Raw genomic sequence first — 24405 nt, forward strand, 5'->3', positions numbered from 1 at the left:
CGACCTTTTCTGACAGCTACTTCGGATAAAGCGGCGGCAACCCGCTATCACCCACTGGATCCTGCACCCGCTCGGCGATTGGAATCGCCCGGGTCGCGCGCCACAGGTCTTCGCCTTGCCAATGCTGGCCGGTCTCGCTGTACAGCGCGCCGTTCAAACCGTCGAGGGCATCAGACAACGGCACAAAGCGCGCTGCCATGTCGGCCAGGGTTTCCGGCTGTTGCCGGGCCCAGGCGTCGAGGGCCTGGCGGGTGGCGTGGGGGTCGTTGGCCTGGCAGGCGCGCTTGAGCTCGTCGAGCACGGTGCGCGGGCTCGGGCCGGCTTGCGCGGCTCGCAGGATCGCCGGCTGCCAGCGGGCGCGCCACCACAGGCCGAAGCCGAGCAGGGTGGTGCAGGCGAGGATCAGGGTGCTGAGTTTCCACCACCACAGCGCTTCGCTGTCGGCGACGTAGTTCACGGGTGCGTTGCCCGCCGGAGTATCGACCATCAGGCTCGGATTGTTCGTCACTTGCAGGGTCCGCGCCGGTAGGCTGCTGTGTTCCAGGTGATCTTCGAAAGTGTTCCACCAGACTACGTCCACCGTCGGCAATTCGATGGCGCCGCTGTGGGAAGGGACCAGGGCTTCGCGGTCTTCGCGACTGCCGATCAGCCCGCGTTCGCTGTTCTGGTTGCCCAGCACCGGTTGATCCGGGTAGCGGCGCAAGCCGTTGATGTCGGTGGCGGGCAGCGGCGGCAACTGCGAACTGGCCAGGCCTTCGGCTTTCAGGGTCAGGCTGCGGGTCAGCGAGTCACCGACCTGCGTGTGATCCGGTTCAGGGCTCCAGCTTTCGCTCAGGCTCAGGCTACGCGCTGGCAACCACGGCGCATCGGCCGGGTAACTCTCGGGTTTGGCCTTGACCGTCAGCGGAATTTCGGCCGAGCTGACGCGCAGCAACTTGCCCGGTTTTGGCCCTTGGGAGGCCACGTCCGGGGACGGCTGCACGTCCACCAGGGTCGCGCTGAATGTCTGCGTCGGGATGTTCAACACGCCACTGTGCTGGGGAAAGATCGCATAGCGCATTTCGATCACGCCGTGGCGCAAGCCATTGATGTCCTTCTCATAGGTGCGCGAGTCGCCGAGTTGCTCGATGCGCGCGTCGGGAATCTGCAACGGCGTCAGGCTGCTGTCGTCGTACAGCGACACCGAATGGTAGATGCGCAAGGTCAGGATCGCCTGGGCCTGCACATACACGCTGCTTTGATCGAGGCTGACCTCGATAAACACCGGCGCCAGGGTGTTTTTAGTGTCTTGGGTTTCGCTTTCGACGACCTGGATAGTGATCGGCTGGCTGCGTACTTCGCCCAGTTGCAGCGACGGGATCTCCACGCTGCCGTTTTGCTTGGGCAGCAGGGTGATGATCCAGCGAGTGGTCGCGCGGTTGTCGCCGTTGATCGTGGTCAACTGGTTGACCTGGCGGGTGCCACGCACTTCGAATGCCGGCTCCAGCGGCGTGAGGTCGGGTTTGCCGAACAACGTCACGTCGTTGGATTCCAGGATCAACTCGACCGTTTCGCCGGAACTCAGGCGACTGCGATCGACACTGGCGACCAGGTCCGCAGCCTGGACCTGAACGGTCCAGAAAAGCATGGCGAGCAAGAAAGCGGTGAAGCGGGTCATCGAGTTTTTCCCTGATCCTGATGTTGTTGCTGTTCGTACCAGAATTTGCGTCGCAGCAGTTCGCCCGGATCATCCGGGATCTTGCGCAGCCATTGCTCCAGCGCCTGGGCCTGTTCGCCTTCAAGGCTGTCATTGGCCGGGCGCCGCGGTGGCGTGGTGCTTTGCTCGTCCCCGAGCTCGCTGCCCGGCACCTCGTTGGCCCCCGGTTGCGGCGGCGTGGTGGTCGTTTGATCGGTGTCCGGCGCGTTGGGCTGGGCATCGGTTTTCGCCTCGCCGCTGTTCGACGGCTGGGTCGCGGCGCCGGGGGCCGGGCTGTCGCTGGCGGTACCCGGTTCATCACCTTCGGACTTGTTTGGCTCAACCGCCGGCGGTGTGGCTTTCTGCTTGATCAGGCTTTCCACCAACGCCTTGTTGGTCAGCGCCGGACGCAAATCCGGCTGCCGCTCGAGGGCTTGATCGTAGGCGTCGAGTGCGGCTTCCAATTCACCGCTCTTGGCCAGGGCGTTCCCCCGATTGTAGTGCGCCCGCGCATCGTTGCCTTGGGCGAAGCGCTGGGCGGCGCCACTGTAGTCGCCGGCCTCATACAGCGCCACGCCTTGCCATTGCGGGTCTTCGAAATGCTGCGCGGCCTCGGCCGGATGCTCTTGATTGAGCAAGTGCAGGCCGCGTTGATCGGGACGCAGCCACAGGTCTTCAAAGTCGAAGGCGTAACTCGGTTGCGGCAACAGGAACAACAGCGGCAAGCAGAACAACCAGCCCCGACGCCCGGCAAAGGACGCCAGCAACAACAGTGGCAATAACAGCCAGTAACCTTGATCGGCCCAGGTGTCGAGGCGCAGGGTCTGGCCGTCGTTGCGCAAGTTACGCGGACCGTCGAGCAGACCGAGGGCGCCCAGATCGGCATCGTCCAGGCGTGCCGCGTGATAGCGGCCGCCCAAGTCGCTGGCGAAGGCTTTCAGGCCCGGATTGTCCAGGTGCGGCACCAGAATCGCGCCCTGGGCGTCCTTGAGGAAACTGCCGTCCTCCTGAGCCACCGGCGCACCCTCGGGCGTGCCGACGCCGAGCATCAGGAATTCCGTGGACTTGCCGTTCAGCGCGCGCTCGATGCCGAAGCGTTCCTGTTCGGTCAGGGACGAACCGATCAGCAGAATCCGCCCCTGGCCGAGGGCACCCTGATCCAGCAGCGCTAGCGCTTTGATCACCGCCAGATCGGCGCGATGACCGGCCTCGGGCATCAACGAAGGCTTGAGCGCGTCCAGTAGATTGCGGCTGGTGGACAGGTCATCCGACAGCGGCACCAGCGTGTGGGCGCTGCCGGCGTAGACGACAATTGCGGTCTGCGCATCGCTGCGACTTTGCAGCAAATCGAACAGCTTGCGCCGCGCCTGTTCCAGTCGGGTCGGCGGGCTGTCGGTGGCGAGCATTTCCGGGGTCAGTTCCAGCAACACCACCAACGGATCGGCGGGTTTCTGGCTGGTTTGTTCGACGCGCTCCCAACTCGGACCCAGCAGCGCGCCGACGGTCAGCACCCAGGCCAGGCCGAGCACAACCCACGGCAATTTGCTGTCACTGCCTTTACCACCGCTGAGCAACGCGGCGTGGAAGGCTGGCGGCAGAATCATCTGCCAGCGCCCGGCGCGTTTCTGCCTATGCCACAGTTGCCAGAGCAACCAACCGAGCAGCGGCAACAGCAGCAGCCACCAAGGGCGGAACCAGTAAGGCCAGAGCGCGCTCATCGACGCCTCCGCAGGCGCAGGCGATTAAGCCGTTGGCGCCAGTCCGGCAGTTGGCTTTGCAAAAACAGGTCCTTGCTCAGGAAACGTTGCAACGGATTGTCCGGCCAGCGCTCGCGCGCCACCAACAGCATGCTTAACAGCAACGCCAGCGCCAGAGGCCAGTGATACAACGCCTGGGCCGGACGGGCCTGGGTCGGTTGCTGGGTCACCGGCTCAAGTTTGTCGAGCGTTTCCTTGATCGCCTGCAACTCCTTGCCGTCGCGGGCGCGGAAGTACTGGCCGCCGGTGGCTTGGGCGATGGCCTTCAGCGCCGGTTCATCGAGGTCCAGGCTCGGATTGACGCCAAGGAAACCCAGGGTGCCGCTTTGTTCCGGATCGGCACCGATGCCGATTGGGTAGATTTTCACGCCTTCGCTGGCAGCCAGGCGCGCGGCGGTCAGCGGGTCGATTTCGCCACCGTTGTTGGCGCCGTCAGTGACCAGAATCAGCACGCGACTTTGCGCCGGACGCATGCGCAAACGCTTGAGGGCCAGGCCGATCGCATCGCCGATGGCGGTGTTCTTGCCGGCGATACCGATCCGCGCTTCATCCAGCCAGACCCGCACCGTGCGGCGGTCAAAAGTCAGCGGCGCTTGCAGATACGCCTGGCTGCCGAACAGGATCAGGCCGACCCGGTCGCCTTCGCGGCTTTCCAGAAAGTCCCCGAGCAAATGCTGGACTAGCGACAAGCGGCTGACGTCTTCGTCCTGCCACTGCATGTCGGGGAAATCCATCGAGCCGGACACGTCCACCGCCACCAGCAAGTCGCGGCCACTGGCGGCAATCGGCAGCGGCTCGCCGAGCCATTGCGGGCGGGCGGCGGCCATCAGCAGCAGCAACCACAACAGAATGAACGGCGCTTGCTGGCGCCAGGCCGGCAGATTGGCGCGGGCACGGCGGCGGGTCAGGCCTTCGAGGTCGCTGAGAAAACTGACTTTGAGCGCCGGTTCGCCGCTGTCGGCTACCGGCAGCACCAGGCGCATCAGCCACGGCAGCGGCAGCAGGGCGAAAATCCACGGCCAGGCGAACTCAAACATGTTTGCGAATCCAGGTGTCGACGGCTTGGGTCAGGCCGGCGATGGCCTTGTCGTCGAGTTTGCATTCGGGTTTGTAGGCGCCTTCCACCAGCACCATCCAGCGCGTCAAACCCGCGGCCGGGCAGCGGTTGTCGAGAAACGCCAGCCATTTGCGGCCGTTCAACGTGTGGCTCTGACTGTAGGGGTAATGGTTGCGGCACAGGCGTTTGAGCAAGCCGTTGAGCTGCTGCAGCCACGCGCCGGCCGGCGCGCCGTCGTAGGGTTTGGGCATGCGCGCCAGTTCGGCCAGGGCGGCGACGCGTACCGGGTCCAGTGGTTGTTCGGCGCGCACGATGGGACGTTTGTTGGGAATGAAGCGACGCAACTGCCACAGGCCGAAGCCAATCAGCGGCAGCAACAACAGCAATAGCCACCAACCCGGTGCGGGCGGCCAGAAGCCGATCGGCGGCGGGGTCATCAGCGGTTGCAATTGTTCGAGGCTGCTCATCGACCTTTCCCCGGTTTCTGTGGGTTCAGGTATTCACGCAGTTGCTCGACCATCTCGCTCTGGGTGCTCAAGGGCATCAACAGTACCCGCAGCTTCTGCGCGAGCAATTCCCAGCGCGCGATGCGTTCTTCAGCCTGGGCGCGGTAAGTCTGGCGCAGGTCGAAATTCAGGGTGTCGAGTTCCAGTTGCGCGCCACGTTCCGCGAAACGTAAAAGCCCGGCGGCGGGCAGGGCGTGGTCCAGCGGATCGGACAGCGGCAGCAGCAACAGGTCGCAATGCCGCGACAACAGACTCAGTTGTTGCTCGGAGCCTTCGGTCAGTGCGCGCTCATCACAGATCACGATCACCAGGCTGCCGGGACGCAATACTTCCCGAGCGCGGCGCAGGGCCAGGTTCAGCGAATCGCGGTTCTGCTCGCTTTCGGTGTGCAGCGACTGGTTGACCCGCACCAAGCGGTTAAGCAATTGCAACAGGCTTTGCTTGCTGCGCCGGGGTTTGATTTCGTAGTGCTCGTTATCGCCGAACACCAATCCGCCAACTCGGTCGTTGTGGCCCAGGGCGGCCCAGCCGATCAGGCTCGCGGCTTGCGCAGCCAACACTGACTTGAACATCAGCCCGGAACCGAAAAACAGCCGACGGCTTTGCTCGACCATGATGAAAATCGGTCGCTCGCGTTCTTCGTGAAAGAGCTTGGTGTGTGGTTCCTGGGTGCGGGCGGTCACGCGCCAGTCAATGGTGCGCACGTCGTCGCCGGCCTGATAGACCCGCACCTGATCGAAATCGACGCCACGGCCACGCAGCTTCGAGTGGTGCAGACCGATCAGCGGGCTGCGCTGGCTCGGCGTGGAGAACAGTTGCACTTCGCGCACCCGATGGCGCATCTCGATCAGCTCGGCGAGGCTGACACGGATGCCCGGCTCGGGCGGCAGGATGACGTTCATCGGGGTCAAGCGACGGCTACGACGTCGAGAATCCGCTGGACCACCCGGTCCTGGTCGATGCCAGCAGCTTCGGCTTCAAAGGACAGGATGATGCGGTGACGCAATACGTCGAACAGCACGGCCTGGATGTCTTCCGGGCTGACGAAGTCGCGACCGGCCAGCCAGGCGTGGGCGCGGGCGCAGCGGTCGAGGGCAATCGAGCCGCGCGGGCTGGCGCCGTAGGCGATCCACTCGGCCATTTCCGGGTCGAACTTGGCCGGCGTGCGGGTGGCCATGACCAGTTGCACCAGGTATTCCTCCACAGCGTCGGCCATGTACAACCCGAGGATTTCCTTGCGCGCGGCAAAGATCGCCTGCTGGCTGACCCGGCGCTCGGGCTTGGTTTCGCCGTTGAGCGCTTCGCCGCGAGCCTGTTGCAGGATCCGCCGTTCGACGGCAGCGTCCGGGAAACCGATTTTCACGTGCATCAGGAAACGGTCGAGCTGGGCTTCGGGCAGCGGATAGGTGCCTTCCTGCTCGATCGGGTTTTGCGTGGCCATCACCAGAAACAGTGGCGACAGTTCATAAGTGCTGCGTCCAACGCTGACCTGGCGCTCGGCCATGGCTTCGAGCAGCGCCGATTGCACCTTGGCCGGGGCACGGTTAATTTCGTCCGCCAATACCAGGTTGTGGAAAATCGGGCCTTGCTGGAACACGAAACTGCCGGTTTCCGGGCGATAGATCTCGGTGCCGGTGATGTCGGCGGGCAACAGGTCGGGGGTGAACTGGATGCGATGGAATTGCGCTTCGATGCCTTCGGCGAGCTCTTTGATGGCCTTGGTCTTGGCCAGCCCCGGGGCGCCCTCGACCAGCATGTGGCCGTCGGCGAGCAAGGCGATGAGCAAGCGCTCGATGAGTTTTTCCTGGCCGAGAATCTGCGTTGAAAGAAAGGTTCGCAGCGCTAGCAGCGCTTCACGATGTTCCATCGATGACTGTTCCTGGAAAGGGTGACCGAAGACGTTCGAATAACGCCAGGGCTGGGGGCGTTACTTTAATGCATCGCAGGGGGTGGCGACTAACGGCATTTTGCTTAAAGGCTGGGAAATGGTTGGCGAAATTGTTGGAAATTTGTAGGGCAGGGGTAGGGTGGTGAAATCTAGGGCCCCTTCGCGAGCAGGCTCGCTCCCACAAGGGATCTCCAGCGGACACAAATTTTGCATCCAGCACCATTCCACTGTGGGAGCGAGCCTGCTCGCGAATGCGTCGGCACAAGCGCCGAAAATCACAGCTCGCTGATGTACGTCCCGATCCCCTCAAGAATGTTCTGCAAGGTTTCTTCCACTTCCGGCAAATCACTGGCATCGGTGCTGTGAATGATTTCCAGGGAATCTTCGCCATTCAGCGCATCGGCGTCGGTCGCCGCGATTTCGATCAGCAGACGGGTAGGGCTGAGGGTGACTTTCACGCCGTCCAGCGCCGAAGGCTTGTCCTGGAAGATGATCTCCAACTCGTCCTCGTCCGGGAAACGGCTCATCAGGAACAATTCGCCATCGTCGCTGGTGCAGCAGAGCATGGCCAGGTTGTCTTCTTCGTCATCGCACGGGTTGACGATCAACAGTTCGGTGGTGATTTGCATGGGAAATTCCTGGCTCGACGAGCATCGTGAAGACAAACAAAGGGCGATTCTGCCAGTCGGCGGGAATTTCTGCTCGCCTGAGTGTCAGAGGATGTGTCGTGAACATCCGGGGTGTTACTGGTCATTTCTGGTACGGATGTGCCGCAAAAGCGGGCTGAAACCTGCCGTTTTGGCGTGCGGCTGCTAGTGTTGTTCGATGCACAAGGCGCAAGCTGCGTGCCGATGACCGAATATGTCGCAGCACCGCAAGCAGGCACGTTGTCGCACTCGTTAAGCTGCGCATCGAATGGATACCGGTAAAGGCATTGTGCAATTCATCGTACAGTCGCTTTTGCCGATAGCCATTCTTGGAAGGTGAATGTGACCCGAGTGTCTCGTCCAGCTTCACCCACCTGTCACCCTGTTTCCTCTGCCCGAGAATCAGGAACAGGGTGACGGATCGCCCCGAAAGGGGTTTTGCACGCGACGCTTCCATCAATAACAAGCCCAAGCGGAGTACCACAGATGGCGTTCTTCACCGCAGCCAGCAAAGCCGACTTCCAGCACCAACTGCAAGCGGCACTGGCGCAGCACATCAGTGAACAGGCACTGCCACAAGTGGCGCTGTTTGCTGAACAATTTTTCGGCATCATTTCCCTCGACGAGCTGACCCAGCGTCGGCTGTCCGACCTCGCTGGCTGTACCCTTTCTGCGTGGCGCCTGCTTGAGCGCTTCGATCACGCGCAACCGCAAGTGCGCGTCTACAACCCTGATTACGAACGCCACGGCTGGCAGTCGACCCACACCGCGGTCGAAGTGCTGCACCACGACTTGCCATTCCTCGTGGACTCGGTGCGTACCGAGCTGAACCGTCGCGGCTATAGCATCCACACCTTGCAAACCACTGTGCTGAGCGTGCGTCGCGGCAGCAAGGGCGAGCTGCTGGAAATCCTGCCCAAAGGCACCCAGGGCGAAGACATCCTGCAAGAATCGCTGATGTACCTGGAAATCGACCGTTGCGCCAACGCGGCCGAGTTGAATGTACTGAGCAAAGAGCTGGAACAGGTTCTCGGTGAAGTCCGCGTTGCGGTCGCCGATTTCGAACCGATGAAAGACAAGGTCCAGCAAATCCTGACCGGTCTGGACAACAGCCAGTTCAAAGTCGATCCAGAAGAAAAAGCTGAAATCAAAAGCTTCCTGGAATGGCTGGTGGGCAACCACTTCACGTTCCTGGGCTACGAAGAATTCGTGGTCAGCGACCAGGCCGATGGCGGCCACATCGAGTACGACCAGAGCTCCTTCCTGGGCCTGACCAAACTGCTGCGCACCGGCCTGACCTACGAAGACCTGCGCATCGAAGACTACGCCGTGAACTACCTGCGCGAACCGACCCTGCTGTCGTTCGCCAAGGCTGCGCACCCAAGCCGTGTGCACCGTCCGGCTTACCCTGACTACGTGTCGATCCGTGAAATCGACGCCGACGGCAAAGTCATCAAGGAATGCCGTTTCATGGGCCTGTACACCTCTTCGGTGTATGGCGAGAGCGTGCGGGTCATCCCGTACATCCGCCGCAAGGTCGAGGAAATCGAACGCCGTTCCGGCTTCCAGGCCAAGGCTCACCTGGGCAAGGAACTGGCGCAGGTGGTCGAAGTACTGCCTCGCGACGATCTGTTCCAGACCCCGGTGGACGAACTGTTCAGCACCGTGATGTCGATCGTGCAGATCCAGGAACGCAACAAGATCCGCGTGTTCCTGCGCAAAGACCCGTACGGCCGTTTCTGCTACTGCCTGGCCTACGTGCCGCGTGACATCTACTCCACCGAAGTGCGCCAGAAGATCCAGCAAGTGCTGATGGATCGCCTGAAAGCCTCGGATTGCGAGTTCTGGACCTTCTTCTCCGAGTCCGTATTGGCTCGCGTGCAGCTGATTCTGCGGGTTGATCCGAAGAATCGCCTGGACATCGACCCGCAGCAGCTGGAAAACGAAGTCATCCAGGCTTGCCGCAGCTGGCAGGACGACTACTCGGCCCTGACCGTCGAAACCTTCGGCGAAGCCCACGGCACCAACGTGCTGGCTGACTTCCCGAAAGGCTTCCCGGCCGGTTACCGCGAGCGTTTCGCAGCGCATTCGGCCGTGGTCGACATGCAGCACCTGCTGAGCCTGACCGAAAAAAATCCGCTGGTGATGAGCTTCTATCAGCCGCTGGGCCAGGTCTCCGGTCAACGCGAACTGCATTGCAAGCTGTACCACGCCGATACCCCGCTGGCCTTGTCCGACGTGTTGCCGATCCTGGAAAACCTCGGCCTGCGTGTGCTGGGTGAGTTCCCGTATCGCCTGCGTCACAACAATGGCCGCGAGTTCTGGATTCACGACTTTGCGTTCACCGCCGCCGAAGGCCTGGAACTCGACATCCAGCAACTCAATGACACGCTGCAGGACGCCTTCGTCCACATCGTGCGTGGCGATGCCGAGAACGATGCGTTCAACCGTCTGGTACTGACCGCTGGCCTGCCATGGCGCGACGTCGCGCTGCTGCGTGCCTACGCTCGCTACATGAAGCAGATTCGTCTGGGCTTCGACCTGGGCTACATCGCCACTACCCTGACCAACCACACCGACATCGCTCGCGAGTTGACCCGGTTGTTCAAGACCCGTTTCTACCTGGCGCGCAAGCTGTCCAGCGACGATCTGGAAGACAAGCAGCAACGCCTGGAACAAGCCATCGTTACCGCACTGGACGACGTCCAGGTGCTGAACGAAGACCGCATCTTGCGTCGCTACCTGGACCTGATCAAGGCCACCCTGCGCACCAACTTCTACCAGACCGACGCGCAAGGCCATAACAAGTCCTACTTCAGCTTCAAGTTCAACCCGCACCAGATCCCTGAGCTGCCGAAGCCAGTACCGAAGTTCGAAATCTTCGTTTACTCGCCTCGCGTCGAAGGCGTGCACCTGCGCTTCGGCAACGTCGCGCGTGGCGGCCTGCGCTGGTCCGATCGTGAAGAAGACTACCGCACCGAAGTGTTGGGCCTGGTAAAAGCCCAGCAAGTGAAGAACTCGGTGATCGTGCCGGTTGGCGCGAAGGGCGGCTTCCTGCCGCGTCGCTTGCCACTGGGCGGCGGTCGCGACGAGATCGCGGCCGAGGGCATCGCCTGCTACCGCATCTTCATTTCGGGCCTGTTGGACATCACCGACAACCTGAAAGACGGCGCGCTGGTACCGCCGGCCAACGTCGTGCGTCATGACGACGATGACCCGTACCTCGTCGTTGCAGCGGACAAAGGCACTGCGACCTTCTCCGACATCGCCAACGGCATCGCCATCGACTACGGTTTCTGGCTGGGTGACGCGTTCGCTTCCGGTGGTTCTGCCGGTTACGACCACAAGAAAATGGGCATCACCGCCAAAGGCGCGTGGGTTGGCGTACAACGTCACTTCCGCGAGCGCGGCATCAATGTCCAGGAAGACAGCATCACGGTAGTCGGCGTCGGCGACATGGCCGGCGACGTGTTCGGTAACGGTTTGTTGATGTCCGACAAGCTGCAACTGGTCGCGGCCTTCAACCACCTGCACATCTTCATCGATCCGAATCCACAGCCAGCCAACAGCTTCGTCGAGCGTCAACGCTTGTTCGACCTGCCGCGTTCGGCCTGGACCGATTACGACACCAGCATCATGTCCGAAGGCGGCGGGATCTTCTCCCGCAGCGCGAAAAGCATTGCGATTTCCCCGCAGATGAAAGAGCGCTTCGACATCCAGGCTGACAAGCTGACCCCGACCGAGCTGCTGAACGCCTTGCTCAAGGCGCCGGTAGACCTGTTGTGGAACGGCGGTATCGGCACTTACGTCAAGGCCAGCACCGAAAGCCACGCTGATGTCGGCGACAAGGCCAACGATGCACTGCGTGTGAACGGCAACGAACTGCGCTGCAAAGTCGTGGGCGAGGGCGGTAACCTCGGCATGACCCAACTGGGTCGCGTCGAGTTCGGCCTCAATGGCGGCGGTTCCAACACCGACTTCATCGACAACGCCGGTGGCGTGGACTGCTCCGACCACGAAGTAAACATCAAGATCCTGCTGAACGAAGTGGTTCAGGCCGGTGACATGACCGACAAGCAACGCAACCAGTTGCTGGCGAGCATGACCGACGAAGTCGGTAACCTGGTGCTGGGCAACAACTACAAGCAGACTCAGGCCCTGTCCCTGGCGGCCCGCCGTGCTTTCGTGCGGATTGCCGAATACAAGCGCCTGATGAACGATCTGGAAGGCCGCGGCAAGCTGGATCGCGCCATCGAGTTCCTGCCGAACGAAGAAGTGCTGGCTGAACGCGTCGCGGCAGGCCATGGCCTGACCCGTGCCGAACTGTCGGTACTGATCTCGTACAGCAAGATCGACCTCAAGGAAGCGCTGCTCAACTCCTTGGTGCCGGACGACGATTACCTGACTCGCGACATGGAAACCGCTTTCCCGCCATCGCTGGTGAGCAAGTTCTCCGAAGCCATGCGCCGTCACCGTCTGAAGCGCGAAATCGTCAGCACCCAGATCGCCAACGATCTGGTAAACCACATGGGCATTACCTTCGTTCAACGACTCAAAGAGTCGACCGGCATGAGCCCGGCGAACGTGGCCGGCGCTTACGTGATCGTGCGTGACATTTTCCATCTCCCGCACTGGTTCCGTCAGATCGAAGCCCTGGACTACCAGGTTTCCGCTGATGTGCAACTGGAGCTGATGGACGAGCTGATGCGTCTGGGCCGCCGCGCTACCCGCTGGTTCCTGCGCAGCCGTCGTAACGAGCAGAACGCTGCCCGTGACGTCGCGCATTTCGGTCCACATCTGGCAGCGCTGGGCCTCAAGCTCGACGAACTGCTGGAAGGCCCGACCCGCGAAGGCTGGCAGACCCGTTATCAGGCGTACGTCGCTGCTGGCGTGCCTGAGTTGCTGGCGCGCATGGTTGCAGGCACGACTCACCTGTACACCTTGCTGCCGATCATTGAAGCGGCCGATGTGACCGGTCAAAACCCGGCGGACGTGGCCAAGGCGTACTTCGCCGTGGGCAGCGCGCTGGATATCACCTGGTACCTGCAACAGATCAGCGCTCTGCCGGTTGAAAACAACTGGCAGGCCCTGGCCCGTGAAGCGTTCCGTGATGATGTGGACTGGCAGCAACGTGCGATCACCATCTCCGTCCTGCAACAGGGCGACGGCACTCAGGACGTGGAAACTCGCCTGGCGCTGTGGATGGAAGAGCACGAAGGCATGATCGAACGCTGGCGCGCCATGCTGGTGGAAATCCGTGCCGCCAGCGGTACGGACTACGCCATGTACGCAGTGGCCAACCGTGAACTGCTGGACCTGGCGTTGAGTGGTCAGGCGGTTGTGCCTGCTGCTCCTGCGCTGGAGCTGGAACCGGCGGCCTGATTTTAGGCGCTGAATGAAAAAACCCCTGTATCGAGAGATGCGGGGGTTTTTTTATGCCTTTGGTTTTGTGGTGGCTGGGCGGGCCTCTTCGCGGGCAAGCCTCGCTCCTACATTGGAATGCGATCAACTGTAGGAGCGAGGCTTGCCCGCGAAGAGGCCATCCGCCTCACTACAAATTTTGATCCCTCTTATTATCGATCATCGACACATTACTTGCCGGGCTGGTCAATAAATTACTGAGCGACTGGTCAAACTTCTGCAGCGCCCGAACTTGCACATCCTGTTGCTGGTTAATATCCGCGACAATCTCTTCGCTACGTTTAAAGTCGGCCCACACAGGACTCAGAGACTTGGCATCATGCCCTTGCGCAGTACCGATGTAGTTGAACTTCGCATCATAAAAATCAGCACTGACATCGGCCTTGATATCGGAACTGCGCGAGGTCATCAACTGGCTGTGGGTATCGACAATGGCCACCACATCCGGCCGCGCAGCCCGCAGGCTTTGCAGGTCGGGATAGACCGTCACCGAACCGAACTGACGCTGCAACGACGCCTTGACGGCGTCCACCGCAAAGTCCGGGCTGGACGTCGCCACGTAAGCGTCGTGGATCGGCTGCACCAGCAGGCTCTGGCCGAAACCGGTGCCGGCGTTGGCCTGGTAGTGGCGCAGGTATTCGCGGTTAGCCTGGGTGGAAGGGCTGAAGACGATGCCCAGGGAGACATTGCCGCCATTGGTCACGCGGGCGGCGCTGGAACGGCCGACCGGCGCGCTGAACATCGTGTCCAGGGACGACACGGCTTTGGGGGCGGTGGGGACGGAGCAGCCGGCGAGCAACGCGGCAATCGTCAACGAACTGACAAGCGAAAGTTTCATGGTGTTTCTCCAGTGAAACAACCTGAGTCGAAAAGTTGATAGTTGCCGGTAGTGTCCGGCAGTGGCTCCAGACTAAACCTCTATGGGCTGAATGAAATCGTCCATAAATACACTTATAGACTGATCCATAGTTTTGTTTGATGTAAAAGTTTTCATCTAAGTACGCCGGGTAATAAAAAGGCCCGAATCATCGCTTCGAGCCTTTTTATTTATGGCTGATGCACTGGCTATCAGTTTTTCAAGGGGATCAATACTTTCTCGTCCGGCGACAACACCATGAACACCAGCAACTTGGCGGGTTTGGTGGCGCTGGCGTTTTTCGACACCAAATGCTCGGAGCCGGCCGGCTCGTACCAGTACTCGCCGGTCTTGTAGGTGATCGCTTTCTGGCCCTTGACCTGGGAAGTGACCTGGCCTTGCAGCACGTAAGCCATGGCCGTGCCGTCGTGTTTGTGAGCGATGGAGGATTGGCCGGGCTTGTAGTCGACCTCGATCATCATGGCTTTTTTGCCGGGCACGTTTTGCAGCAGCTCATCCTGCAGCACAGTGACCTTTTCCGACGGGTCGTGGGCGAAGGCCGAGGCAGAAACGCTGAGGGCCAGGGCGGCCAGTAAACTCAAAGCTTTCATGATTGATCACCTGGGGGTTGTTAGTCGTCAGGGACCACAGTAAGCCTCGGGTCGGGGCAATAAAACGGCCAATATTCGGGAAGGTGAGGGGACCAATCAAGGGCGGCGACATTAATCGATGTAGCAGCTGTCGAGCAGCGCGAGGCTGCGTTCGGCGGCGAAGCCGTCGTGAAATCAGTCAATGCGGTGTATCAGGAAGAATGCGTACGCGGGGTTTACGACGGCTGCGCCGCCGAACGCAGCCTCGCGCAGCTCGACAGCTGCTACGAGGCCGCGCACGTTTCAGACGATAGGAAAGCTATTGAAGTCCACGGCATTAGCCAATCGGCTATCAATCAAACCAATAAAACCCTGCACTTGCGGGCTGTTGAAATGCGATTGCATGGCCGCTTCCGATTGCCAGCGGGCGCTGACGTTCCAGCGGTTGCTGTCCTCGGGGCAGCGGTCGACCATGTAGGAATCGCAGCCCGGAAGTTCGCGCAGGGTGTCTACAATCTTTTGCAGTTGCTTACCCAGTTCTTCCGAGCGGCCGGCGGCGGCCTGCACCCTGACGGTATTGATCACTTCGTTGGACATTGCTCACACTCCTGAATCAGGCCGGACGAATCCTGCTCATTGAGGGATAACGCCCCTGCAGAATAGGCCTGGACCGGGGGACCGCCAATAGCCAATCGCCGGATAAACCCGCAGACCAATCGTCAGGCGACCTGCTGCAAAATGTCGCGCACACGGTCCAGCGCGGTGTCGATGTCCAGGGTTTCAATCGCGCCAAACCCCATCAGCAGCCCGGCGCGCGGTGCTTGCTGATAGAAAAAGCCCTCAATCGAATACAGCCCGACTTCGACTTTTCTCGCCAGTTCGATAACCAGCGTCAAGTCGATTGGCACCTTGCACAGCGCCACCATGTGAAACCCGGCGACCGTCGGCACGGCTTCCAGCCACGGCGAAAGGTCACCGGCCATGCGCGCGAGGATCCGCTCGCGGCGCCCGGCATAGATCGTGTGGCAACGGCGGATGTGCTTGAGCAGACAGCCCTCGGCGATGAACTTGGCCAGCGCCCATTGCGGCAGGGTCGAGGTGTGCAGGTCGGTGAGCTGCTTGGCGCGGATCACCGCTTCGAGAATCGCTGGCGGCAGGATCGCGTAGCCCAGTCGCAGCTCCGGCAGCAGGGTTTTCGAGAACGTGCCGACGTAGGCGACGATGCCGCGCTCATCCATGCTTTGCAGCGAATCGGTAGGCCGGCCCTCGTAGCGGAATTCGCTGTCGTAATCGTCTTCGATGATGATCGCGCCTAGTTCACGGGCCCGTGCCAGCAGGGCTTCGCGACGTGCCTGGCTCATCGGCATGCCGAGCGGGAACTGGTGCGACGGCGTCACGTAAATCAGCCGCGTGCCGTCCGGAATCAACTCGACCTGAATGCCTTCGGCGTCCACCGGCACCCCGACTACCGTGGCCCCGTGGCTGCCGAACAACAGGCGCGCCGGCGGATAACCGGGATCTTCCATCGCCACCAGACTGCCGGGCCGCAGCAGCACCCGGCCAATCAGGTCCAGGGCTTGCTGGGCGCCGTTGCACACCACCACGTCTTCGTCCTGGCAATTGACCCCACGGGAAAACGCGATGTGCCGGGCAATCGCATTGCGCAACGCCGGCAGACCTTCGGGCAGGCTGTAGAAACCCTTGGAACCGGCAATCTGGCGCAACGCGTGAGAGGTGCAGCGCCGCCAATCGTCCTGGGGAAACTGGCCCTTGCTGGTGGCGCCGCCGATAAAGTCGTAGCGCAACGAGCCTTCCAGCGTCGGGTGGCGCAGGAACACCGGCAGGTTACGCCACGACTCGACGACCTCGCTGCTGGCCAGCTCCGAATGGCTCTGCTTGCGCTGGATTTTCGCGGGCCGCGCGTTGACGTAAGTGCCTTTGCCGGTCACTCCGGTGAGGAAGTTTTCGTAGGTCAGTTGCGAGTACGTGTCGGAAATGGTCTTGCGCGAAATGCCCAACTGTTCCGCCAGCAAACGGCTGGGCGGCAGTTGCGTGCCGGCTGCCAGGCGACCGGTTTCGATGGCACTGCGCAGCTGTTGGTACAACTGGCCTGCCAGGTCCTTGCGGCCGTTGATGACAACGTGAAGTTCCATACCAGCGGGGCTCCTGGGGCAGTGAGGCGACTGTGGGTCGCGCCAGATTACCCCCATTGCGCCGCTGCATAGAAGTTGCGCGGACAAAAAGCGCCGAATTGGTCTGCTGTCGAGTGGTCCCTGGGTTTTTCGTGGAATTGGACCTGTAACGCTGGTGCATCAGCGCCTACCTTGGGCATACACATCCGCGCTACGAGGTCCCGCCATGAATCCCCGCCTGGACTACTACAGCGCCTCGCCCAAAGCGATGAAAGCCATGATCGCCATGGAAGCGCTGACCAGCAACCTGAGCATCGAGCCGGCCTTGCTGCACCTGATCAAAATCCGCGCCTCACAACTCAACGGCTGCGCCTTCTGCACCGACATGCACTCGGTCGATGCCCGGCGCCTCGGCGAAACGGATCGGCGTTTGTATTCCATCGTGGTCTGGCGTGACAGCGGCTTCTTCAACCCACGGGAACGGGCGGCGCTGGCGTGGACTGAAGCGGTGACGCTGCTCTCGGAAAGTCATGTGCCGGATGACGTCTACGCGTTGGCGCGGGAGCAATTCAATGAAGGTGAATTGGTGGATTTGACCATCGCCGTCACCACCATCAACAGCTGGAATCGCCTGGCCGTGAGCTTCCGCCAAACCCCCAGTGACTGAAATCCTCAGCCGAGTGAAAACCCTGTGGGAGCGGGCTTGCTCGCGAAAGCGGTGGATCAGGCGACATTGTTGTTGCCTGACACGACGCTTTCGCGGGCAAGCCTCGCTCCTACAGGGACTGGTGCCGAACATAAATTTTGCGCCCACCGATGATCCCCTGTGGGAGCGAGCCTGCTCGCGAATACGGACTGTCAGTCACATCAGTACTGAATGACCCACCGCCTTCGCGAGCAGGCTCGCTCCCACAGGGGAGTTGTGTCGAGTCGGAGTCAGCCATCAAAACGCATACGGAATGCTGACCTTCGCCCAGAGCATTTCACCTTCCGGGCGGTTTTCCACATCAAACTCCTTGGCCCAGCGAATCTCTGCGCTTGCGTATTTGAGGAAGGTCCAGTGCAGCGCCGGGCCGATGGCGAACACCTGGCCGCGCACGCCGTCGTTGACGTCTTCGCCATTGAATTGCACGGTGCGGCCGAACTGTTTGTCGTCGGTGGTTTGCTTGAGGTAGTAGCCGTTGAGGCCGAGCATCAGGTCGTCGGTGATTTTGTAGCTGGCGGAATAATCGAAGTGGAAAATCTGCCCCGACTTGTAGTCGGTGTCCTTGTTTTTCTCGTTGAAACTGTAGGTGGTCTTCATCGACACCTCGGTGCGCTCCGTCGGCAGCCAGGTGAAGGAAAACAGCGGCTTGTAGGTGTAGAAATTGTTGCTGGTGTTGGCCAGGCGATCGGTGCTGTATTCGCCGGTGGGCACGGTGATTTCCACGGCAGCGCCGAGGGTCAGGTTCTTGCCCATGTCCCACAGAATGATCGGCGCAATCGTCGTGTCGCCCATGCCTTCGCGGGTGTCCTGCAAACCGAATACCGAGACTTCCTGCTTGAGCCAGGGTTGCGCGATGTAGCCGGCCAGCCGCCCACCGAAAATGCGCAAAGGACTCAGGTAATCCAGGCGCGGGATCACGGCGGTGGATTCGATCTCGATATTCGGCACTTTGCCGCCGAGGGAGCTGATGTTGAGCTTCCTGGATTTGTAATGGTTGTAGTAGATGTTGAAGGCCACCATGTTGTCCGGAAGGCTGTCGACTTCCAGCGGCAGCATGAAGAAACCATCGGTACCGGTGCCGATATTGTCCACGCCGGCCTCGGTGGCCAGCGCCGGCAAATGAATGGCGTAGACGCCGGCCAGGCTGACGGCCAGTCGCAAGCAGAATCGTGTGCGGGTCGGGTTCATATGCGTGCTCATTATTATTGTTAGGGGCCAACCGCCGGCCGTTGCATAGAAATAAGCGGTTCGAGCCTTGGCGGGCAGGGTATTGGCGGCCACATAGGGGGACTTCTGCGGACAGCCGCCAAACCCTGTGCTAACTTCTTTCGACATAACCGGTAACAAAAATAAGAATTCAGCTTGATCCCGGATGTCCTGCCCCATGCAAATGAAAGTCGTCGATCCTACCTACGAACTGGCACTGGTTTCGCCATTCCTCCTGCAAACACTCGCCGAAGTCGCCGAACTCAAAGGGGTCAATCCCGAGAGTCTTTGCCGAGGCCTGGGTTTTACCCTGGAAGACCTGCAGGACCCGGCGCAGCGGATTTCCTATCGCCAGGCCGTGGCGATGATCCAGCGTGCGCTCAAGGTCTTGCCCAATCGCGGGCTCGGCCTGTGGGTTGGTGCGCAGAACGTGCTCGGCACCCTCGGCTTGCTCGGGCATGTGTTGTCGCTTTGCAAGACCCTGCGCGATGCGTTTGAGGTAGGCATCCGCCATCAACACACCTCGGGCGGCATCGTGGTGTCGAGCGTGGAGGAGGCGGGAGATAGGGTGTTTCTCGACATCGAGTGTCGCCTGCCGTTTGCCGACGTGCAGTTGTTTGCGGTGGAGGAGTTTTTCGCCAGCCTGTTGGTGTATGGCCGGGCGTTGGTCGGGGTGGACTTCAAGCCGATGACGGTGGAGTTCGTCCACGCCGCGCCGGATTACGTTGCCGAGTACGCACGTTTACTGGGGCCGGATGTGCGGTTCGGTTGCCTGCAGAACCGCATGGTGATCGCCGCGCATTGGCTGGACGTGCGGCTGCCGAATCATCATTCGCTGGCGTTGCGTCAGGCGGTCAAGTTGCTTGAGCTGGAAGCGGCGCAGGTGCACCAGAAAATCGACCTGATCCAGGCAGTGGAGCGGGCGATTTCCCGGGATTTGACGCGTGGCAGCCACATCGAGAAGATCGCCAGCGATTTGAACATGAGCAGCCGTACGTTGCGTCGGCGCTTGACTGAACATGCGCTGACTTTCGAGACCTTGCTGGAGCAGGTGCGACAGGCGCGGACCTTGAGTTTGCTGGCCAATCCCGAGATGTCGATCGAGCGAATCACCGAAGAAGTCGGCTACAGCGACGTGCGCAGCTTTCGCCGGGCGTTCAAGCGCTGGACCGGGATGAGCCCGACGGCGTTTCGGGTCAGCTCATAGCGTGAGCGCCACCACCCCTTGTGGGAGCGGGCTTGCTCGCGAAGGCGGTGTGTCATCCAACATTAATTTCGACTGACACACCGCCTTCGCGAGCAAGCCCGCTCCCACAGGGGGGCTGTGTTCAGCCTTTCGTTACCGCTCAAACCCCCGCAACGGTTAAACTCCGCGCTTCTTTCCTAAGGAGTTCATATGAGTTATTACCAGCCGGGCATTCTCGCCACCCCTGTTCCGCCTCAAGCCCGTCATATGTTCTTCGCCCTCGAATCCGCCGCTGCAGTGCCGGCCGCGCTCGACAAGTTGATGCAACTGGTAGACGGCGCGTCGGCGGTGGTCGGTTTCGGTGAGTCCCTGGTCAAAGCCCTGCACGGTCAGATCGAAGGCCTGCGCGCATTCCCGGCCATGGCCGGCGTCGGCGTCGATAACCCGTCGACCCAACACGCATTGTGGTGCTGGTTGCATGGCGTCGATCGTGGTGAATTGCTCAATCGCAGCACCGCCATCGAAGCCGCACTGGCCCCGGCGTTTCGCCTGGTGCAGATGAACGAAACCTTCCGCCACCTCACCGGCCACGACCTGACCGGTTACGAAGACGGCACCGAAAACCCGCACGACGAAGCCGCCGTGGCCGCCGCGCTGGTGAGTGAGGGCGCTGACGGCACGGTCGGTGGCAGCTTCGCGGCGATCCAGCAATGGCAGCATGATTTGAAAGGCTTCAACGCGATGCCGTCCCATGAAAAGGACAACATCATGGGCCGTCGCCTGAGCGATAACGAAGAACTCGACGACGCGCCGATCTCCGCCCACGTCAAGCGCACCGCCCAGGAAAGCTTCGCCCCCGAAGCCTTCGTGGTGCGCCGCTCGATGCCGTGGATCGAAGGCCACCGAGCCGGTCTGATGTTCCTCGCGTTCGGTTTCTCCCTCGACGCGTTCGAAGCGCAACTGCGGCGCATGAGCGGTCTGGAAGACGGCATCACCGATGGTTTGTATCGCATGAGCCGGCCGATTACCGGCGGCTATTACTGGTGCCCGCCACTCAAGGACGGTCACCTGGACTTGCGCGCGTTGCGCATTGGCTGAACCTCAAGGAGTGAGTATGAACGTGGTGCGTTGGGGCATGATCGGTTGCGGCAGCGTCGCTGAGCGCAAGAGCGGGCCGGCCTTCTACAAGGCGCCGGGCTCGGCGCTGGTGGCGGTGATGGGGCGACGGCTGGAAGCGGTGAGCGATTACGCCGCGCGCCACGGCATCGCCCGGTTCTACACCGATGCCGAAGCGCTGATCAACGACCCCGAGGTGGACGCGGTGTACATCGCCACGCCTCCCGACAGTCACCACGCTTACGCCTTGTTGGTGGCCGCCGCCGGCAAACATTGCTGCGTCGAAAAACCGATGTCGCTGAATGCCGGGCAAAGCCGTGAGATGCAAAAGGCCTTCGCCGATGCCGGGCTACACCTGTTCGTTTCCTACTACCGACGTTCGCTGCCGCGTTTCCAGCAAGTGCGCCAATGGTTGGCGGACGGGCGGATCGGCGAGGTGCGGCACCTGACCTGGACCCTGACCAAGGCGCCTTCACCGGCCGATCTGGGTGGTACAGATAACTGGCGCACTGATCCAACGATTGCTGGCGGCGGCTATTTTGCCGATCTCGCGAGCCATGGTTTCGACTTGTTCCAATACCTGCTGGGCGACGTCGTCGAAGTCGCCGGTTTCACCGCGCGACAAGCCGGGTTGTACGCCGCCGAGGACGCGGTCACCGCCAGTTGGCGCTTTGCATCGGGCGCCACTGGCATGGGCTGCTGGAACTTCGTGGCGGACCGGCGCGAGGATCGGGTCGAGGTGATTGGCAGCAAGGGGCGGATCAGTTTTTCCGTGTTCGATGAGCACCCGGTGGTGCTCGAAGCCGAAGAAACCCTCAGCCTGGATATCGATCATCACGAGCACATCCAGTGGCACCATGTGCTGGGGATGAATGCGCATATCCGGGGTGAATCACAGCATCCGGCGCTGGCCGGGGAAGCGGTCAAGACCGATTGGGTGATGGACCAGATCCTCAAGCGCACCTGACAAAGAAAGATCAAAAGATCGCAGCCTTCGGCAGCTCCTACATGGAATCGCATACCCCTGTAGGAGCTGCCGAAGGCTGCGATCTTTTGATCTTCTAACCTTATGCTTAAACAATATTTCTCAACCCCCGCATCACCTCTCTAAGATCACGTCATAACTCGTTATAACAAGTGATCTCAGATGACCGATAACGTTCTATCCCTCAGCAGCGTGCCTCTGCACACCCAGCTCCGCGACGTGCTGCGTGCGCGGATCCTCGACGGTGAATACCCGCAAGACAGCCAGATGCCTTCCGAAAGCGAACTCGGCGCGCTGTTCAAAGTCAGCCGCATCACCGTGCGCCAGGCCTTGGGTGATCTGCAAAAAGAAGGGCTGATCTTCAAGATCCACGGCAAAGGCACCTTCGTCGCCAAGCCGAAAACCTTCCAGAACGTCAGCACCCTGCAAGGCCTGGCCGAGTCCATGACCGGTCGCGGCTACGAGGTGATCAACCGTCTGCGCAGCTTCAAGTTCATCGCCGCCGACAAACTGGTCGCCGAGCGTTTGCAAGTTGCCGAAGGCGAGACCGTGGCGCAGATCAAACGCGTCCGGCTGATCAATCGCGAGCCAATCTCGCTGGAAATCACCTACCTGCCCAAAGCCATCGGCGAGCGGCTCGAGAAGGCTGACCTGGTGACCCGCGACATCTTTCTCATCCTGGAAAACGACTGTGGCCTGGCCCTCGGCCACGCCGACCTGGCCATCGACGCAGTGCTCGCCGACAGCGACCTGACCCAGGCGCTGAACGTTGAAGCCGGCTCGCCGATCATGCGCATCGAGCGCCTGACCCACGATGCCGCCGGCGTTCCCGTGGACTTCGAACACCTTTACTACCGTGGCGATGCCTTCCAGTACCGCTTGCGGATCGACCGGCAAAAAGGGGCGCAGGCATGACCCACAGATCAATAACCAGAAGCACGTTGGAGCAGGAATACGACATCGTCGTGATCGGCGGCGGCACCGCTGGCCCGATGGCGGCGATCAAGGCCAAGGAACGCAACCGCGATCTGCGCGTGTTGTTGATCGACAAGGCCAACGTCAAGCGCAGCGGCGCAATCAGCATGGGTATGGACGGCCTCAACAACGCGATCATTCCCGGCCACTCGACGCCGGAGCAATACACCAAGGAAATCACCATCGCCAATGACGGCATCGTCAATCAGGCGGCGGTGTACGCCTATGCCACTCACAGTTTTGAAACCATCGAGCAACTCGACCGCTGGGGCGTGAAGTTCGAGAAGGATGAAACCGGCGACTACGCGGTGAAAAAGGTCCACCACATGGGCGCCTACGTGCTGCCGATGCCGGAAGGGCACGACATCAAAAAAGTCCTGTATCGCCAGTTGAAGCGGGCTCGAGTCAGCATCACCAATCGCGTGGTTTGCACGCGCTTGCTCACGGACGAAGAGGGCGCGGTCAACGGCCTGATGGGCTTCGACTGCCGCACTGCCGACTTCCATGTGATCAAGGCCAAAGCGGTGATCCTCGCCTGTGGCGCCGCCGGACGCCTGGGGCTGCCGTCCTCGGGTTATCTGATGGGCACCTACGAAAACCCGACCAACGCGGGCGACGGTTATGCGATGGCGTATCACGCCGGGGCGGAACTGGCGAACCTCGAATGCTTCCAGATCAACCCGCTGATCAAGGACTACAACGGCCCGGCCTGCGCCTACGTCACCGGCCCATTGGGTGGCTACACCGCCAACAACAAGGGCGAGCGCTTTATCGAGTGCGACTACTGGAGCGGCCAGATGATGTGGGAGTTCCACCAGGAACTCGAAAGCGGTAACGGCCCGGTGTTCCTCAAGCTTGATCACCTGGCCGAGGAAACCATCCAGAACATCGAAGAAATCCTGCACAGCAACGAACGCCCGAGTCGCGGCCAGTTCCACGCCAATCGCGGCACGGATTACCGCACGCAGATGGTCGAAATGCACATCTCCGAGATCGGTTTTTGCAGCGGGCATTCGGCGTCGGGGGTGTGGGTCAACGAGCGGGCCGAGACTTCAGTGAAGGGCTTGTACTCGGCGGGTGACATGGCCGCCGTGCCGCACAATTACATGCTCGGTGCGTTCACCTATGGCTGGTTTGCCGGCACCAACGCGGCGGATTTTGTCGCCGGGCGCGAGTTTTCGGCGGTGAATGCCCAGCAAGTCGAAATCGAAAAAGCTCGGGTCTACGCACCACTGGATCGCGAACACGGTCTGCCGCCAGCCCAGGTCGAATACAAGCTGCGGCGCTTTGTGAACGACTACCTGCAACCGCCGAAAGTGACCAAGAAGATGCAAATCGGCCTGCAGCGCTTCAGCGATATCCAGCGCGATCTCGATCAGATCAAGGCCCACAATGCTCACGAGCTGATGCGTGCCATGGAAGTCAGCATGATCCGCGACTGCGCCGAAATGGCCGCCCGCGCTTCGTTGTTCCGCGCCGAAAGTCGCTGGGGGCTTTACCACTATCGGGTCGATCACCCGCAACGCAACGACAGCGACTGGTTCTGCCATTGCCACCTGAAGAAGGGCGACGACGGCCAGATGACCAGTTTCAAGAAAGCCGTCGAGCCTTACATCATCCCGCTCGACGCCGAAGAAATGCAGGCCTACGACCGGCTGCGGGTCGGCGCGTTTGCCGCCTGAGTATTAAAAAAGAGAGAACC

General features: G+C 61.1%; 19 protein-coding genes. 7 read left to right on the top strand and 12 right to left on the bottom strand.

The annotated features are described in order from the left end of the window. Positions 1-16: 16 nt before the first annotated feature. From LOY68_RS13710 to LOY68_RS13740, 7 genes are all read right to left on the bottom strand, one after another. The gene (locus LOY68_RS13710) at positions 17-1657 is read right to left on the bottom strand and encodes a BatD family protein (protein WP_265045160.1); all 1641 of its coding nucleotides are present in this window, start codon (positions 1655-1657) and stop codon (positions 17-19) included. Continuing rightward, the gene (locus tag LOY68_RS13715; RefSeq protein WP_163909789.1) at positions 1654-3393 is read right to left on the bottom strand and encodes a tetratricopeptide repeat protein; all 1740 of its coding nucleotides are present in this window, start codon (positions 3391-3393) and stop codon (positions 1654-1656) included. The genes LOY68_RS13710 and LOY68_RS13715 overlap by 4 nt, the downstream gene beginning before the upstream one ends. Beyond that, positions 3390-4469, bottom strand: coding sequence for a vWA domain-containing protein (locus LOY68_RS13720; RefSeq protein ID WP_163909790.1), 1080 nt, complete (start codon positions 4467-4469; stop codon positions 3390-3392). The genes LOY68_RS13715 and LOY68_RS13720 overlap by 4 nt, the downstream gene beginning before the upstream one ends. Next, positions 4462-4956 (bottom strand): DUF4381 domain-containing protein, encoded by a 495-nt coding sequence (locus tag LOY68_RS13725; protein WP_054047613.1) that lies wholly within the window; start codon positions 4954-4956, stop codon positions 4462-4464. Before LOY68_RS13725 ends, LOY68_RS13720 begins: the two co-directional genes overlap by 8 nt. Further along, positions 4953-5897 (bottom strand): DUF58 domain-containing protein, encoded by a 945-nt coding sequence (locus LOY68_RS13730; protein WP_054047615.1) that lies wholly within the window; start codon positions 5895-5897, stop codon positions 4953-4955. Before LOY68_RS13730 ends, LOY68_RS13725 begins: the two co-directional genes overlap by 4 nt. 5 nt (positions 5898-5902) lie before the next feature. Then, the gene (locus LOY68_RS13735) at positions 5903-6862 is read right to left on the bottom strand and encodes an AAA family ATPase (RefSeq protein ID WP_003218556.1); all 960 of its coding nucleotides are present in this window, start codon (positions 6860-6862) and stop codon (positions 5903-5905) included. Between the two features lie 296 nt (positions 6863-7158). Continuing rightward, positions 7159-7512 carry a hypothetical protein gene (locus tag LOY68_RS13740; protein ID WP_163909791.1) on the bottom strand — a complete coding sequence of 118 codons (354 nt, stop codon included), beginning with the start codon at positions 7510-7512 and terminating at the stop codon, positions 7159-7161. Between the two features lie 504 nt (positions 7513-8016). On the opposite strand from LOY68_RS13740, the gene LOY68_RS13745 reads away from it, so the two are divergent. After that, positions 8017-12912, top strand: coding sequence for an NAD-glutamate dehydrogenase (locus tag LOY68_RS13745; RefSeq protein WP_265045215.1), 4896 nt, complete (start codon positions 8017-8019; stop codon positions 12910-12912). Positions 12913-13081: 169 nt separating this feature from the next. Here LOY68_RS13745 and LOY68_RS13750 read toward each other — a convergent pair whose 3' ends face one another. The 4 genes from LOY68_RS13750 to LOY68_RS13765 form a co-directional block, all read right to left on the bottom strand. Then, positions 13082-13789, bottom strand: coding sequence for an ATPase (locus tag LOY68_RS13750; RefSeq protein ID WP_265045217.1), 708 nt, complete (start codon positions 13787-13789; stop codon positions 13082-13084). A 230-nt stretch (positions 13790-14019) separates the two neighbouring features. Then, a complete protein-coding gene (locus LOY68_RS13755) occupies positions 14020-14418 on the bottom strand; it encodes a cupin domain-containing protein (protein WP_054047623.1) in 399 nt (132 codons plus the stop codon). A 282-nt stretch (positions 14419-14700) separates the two neighbouring features. Beyond that, positions 14701-14994 (bottom strand): putative quinol monooxygenase, encoded by a 294-nt coding sequence (locus LOY68_RS13760; protein WP_054047625.1) that lies wholly within the window; start codon positions 14992-14994, stop codon positions 14701-14703. 122 nt (positions 14995-15116) lie between these two features. After that, complete coding sequence (locus LOY68_RS13765; RefSeq protein ID WP_265045221.1) at positions 15117-16550, bottom strand: PLP-dependent aminotransferase family protein; 1434 nt, start codon at positions 16548-16550, stop codon at positions 15117-15119. Positions 16551-16755: 205 nt separating this feature from the next. Between LOY68_RS13765 and LOY68_RS13770 the strand changes: the two genes are divergently transcribed. Next, on the top strand, positions 16756-17196 hold the full coding sequence (locus LOY68_RS13770) for a carboxymuconolactone decarboxylase family protein (protein WP_163909796.1): 441 nt from the start codon (positions 16756-16758) through the stop codon (positions 17194-17196). A gap of 276 nt (positions 17197-17472) precedes the next feature. On the opposite strand, the gene LOY68_RS13775 is transcribed toward LOY68_RS13770, so the two are convergent. Beyond that, positions 17473-18423, bottom strand: a complete 951-nt coding sequence (locus tag LOY68_RS13775; protein ID WP_265045222.1) for a transporter — start codon at positions 18421-18423, stop codon at positions 17473-17475. A 196-nt stretch (positions 18424-18619) separates the two neighbouring features. Between LOY68_RS13775 and LOY68_RS13780 the strand changes: the two genes are divergently transcribed. The 5 genes from LOY68_RS13780 (at position 18620) to LOY68_RS13800 (ending at position 24385) form a co-directional block, all read left to right on the top strand. Next, positions 18620-19648, top strand: coding sequence for an AraC family transcriptional regulator (locus LOY68_RS13780; RefSeq protein ID WP_265045224.1), 1029 nt, complete (start codon positions 18620-18622; stop codon positions 19646-19648). Positions 19649-19837: 189 nt separating this feature from the next. After that, positions 19838-20725 (top strand): Dyp-type peroxidase, encoded by an 888-nt coding sequence (locus LOY68_RS13785; protein ID WP_265045226.1) that lies wholly within the window; start codon positions 19838-19840, stop codon positions 20723-20725. Between the two features lie 16 nt (positions 20726-20741). Continuing rightward, positions 20742-21710 carry a Gfo/Idh/MocA family protein gene (locus LOY68_RS13790; RefSeq protein WP_265045228.1) on the top strand — a complete coding sequence of 323 codons (969 nt, stop codon included), beginning with the start codon at positions 20742-20744 and terminating at the stop codon, positions 21708-21710. 180 nt (positions 21711-21890) lie between these two features. Next, positions 21891-22643 (top strand): GntR family transcriptional regulator, encoded by a 753-nt coding sequence (locus LOY68_RS13795; protein WP_054047638.1) that lies wholly within the window; start codon positions 21891-21893, stop codon positions 22641-22643. Beyond that, positions 22640-24385: a fumarate reductase/succinate dehydrogenase flavoprotein subunit gene (locus LOY68_RS13800; RefSeq protein ID WP_265045230.1), complete on the top strand. Its 1746-nt coding sequence runs from the start codon at positions 22640-22642 to the stop codon at positions 24383-24385. Before LOY68_RS13795 ends, LOY68_RS13800 begins: the two co-directional genes overlap by 4 nt. Positions 24386-24405 lie beyond the last annotated feature (20 nt).

It is taken from the genome of Pseudomonas sp. B21-053 (assembly GCF_026016365.1).
Classification (GTDB): Bacteria; Pseudomonadota; Gammaproteobacteria; order Pseudomonadales; family Pseudomonadaceae; genus Aquipseudomonas; species Aquipseudomonas nunensis.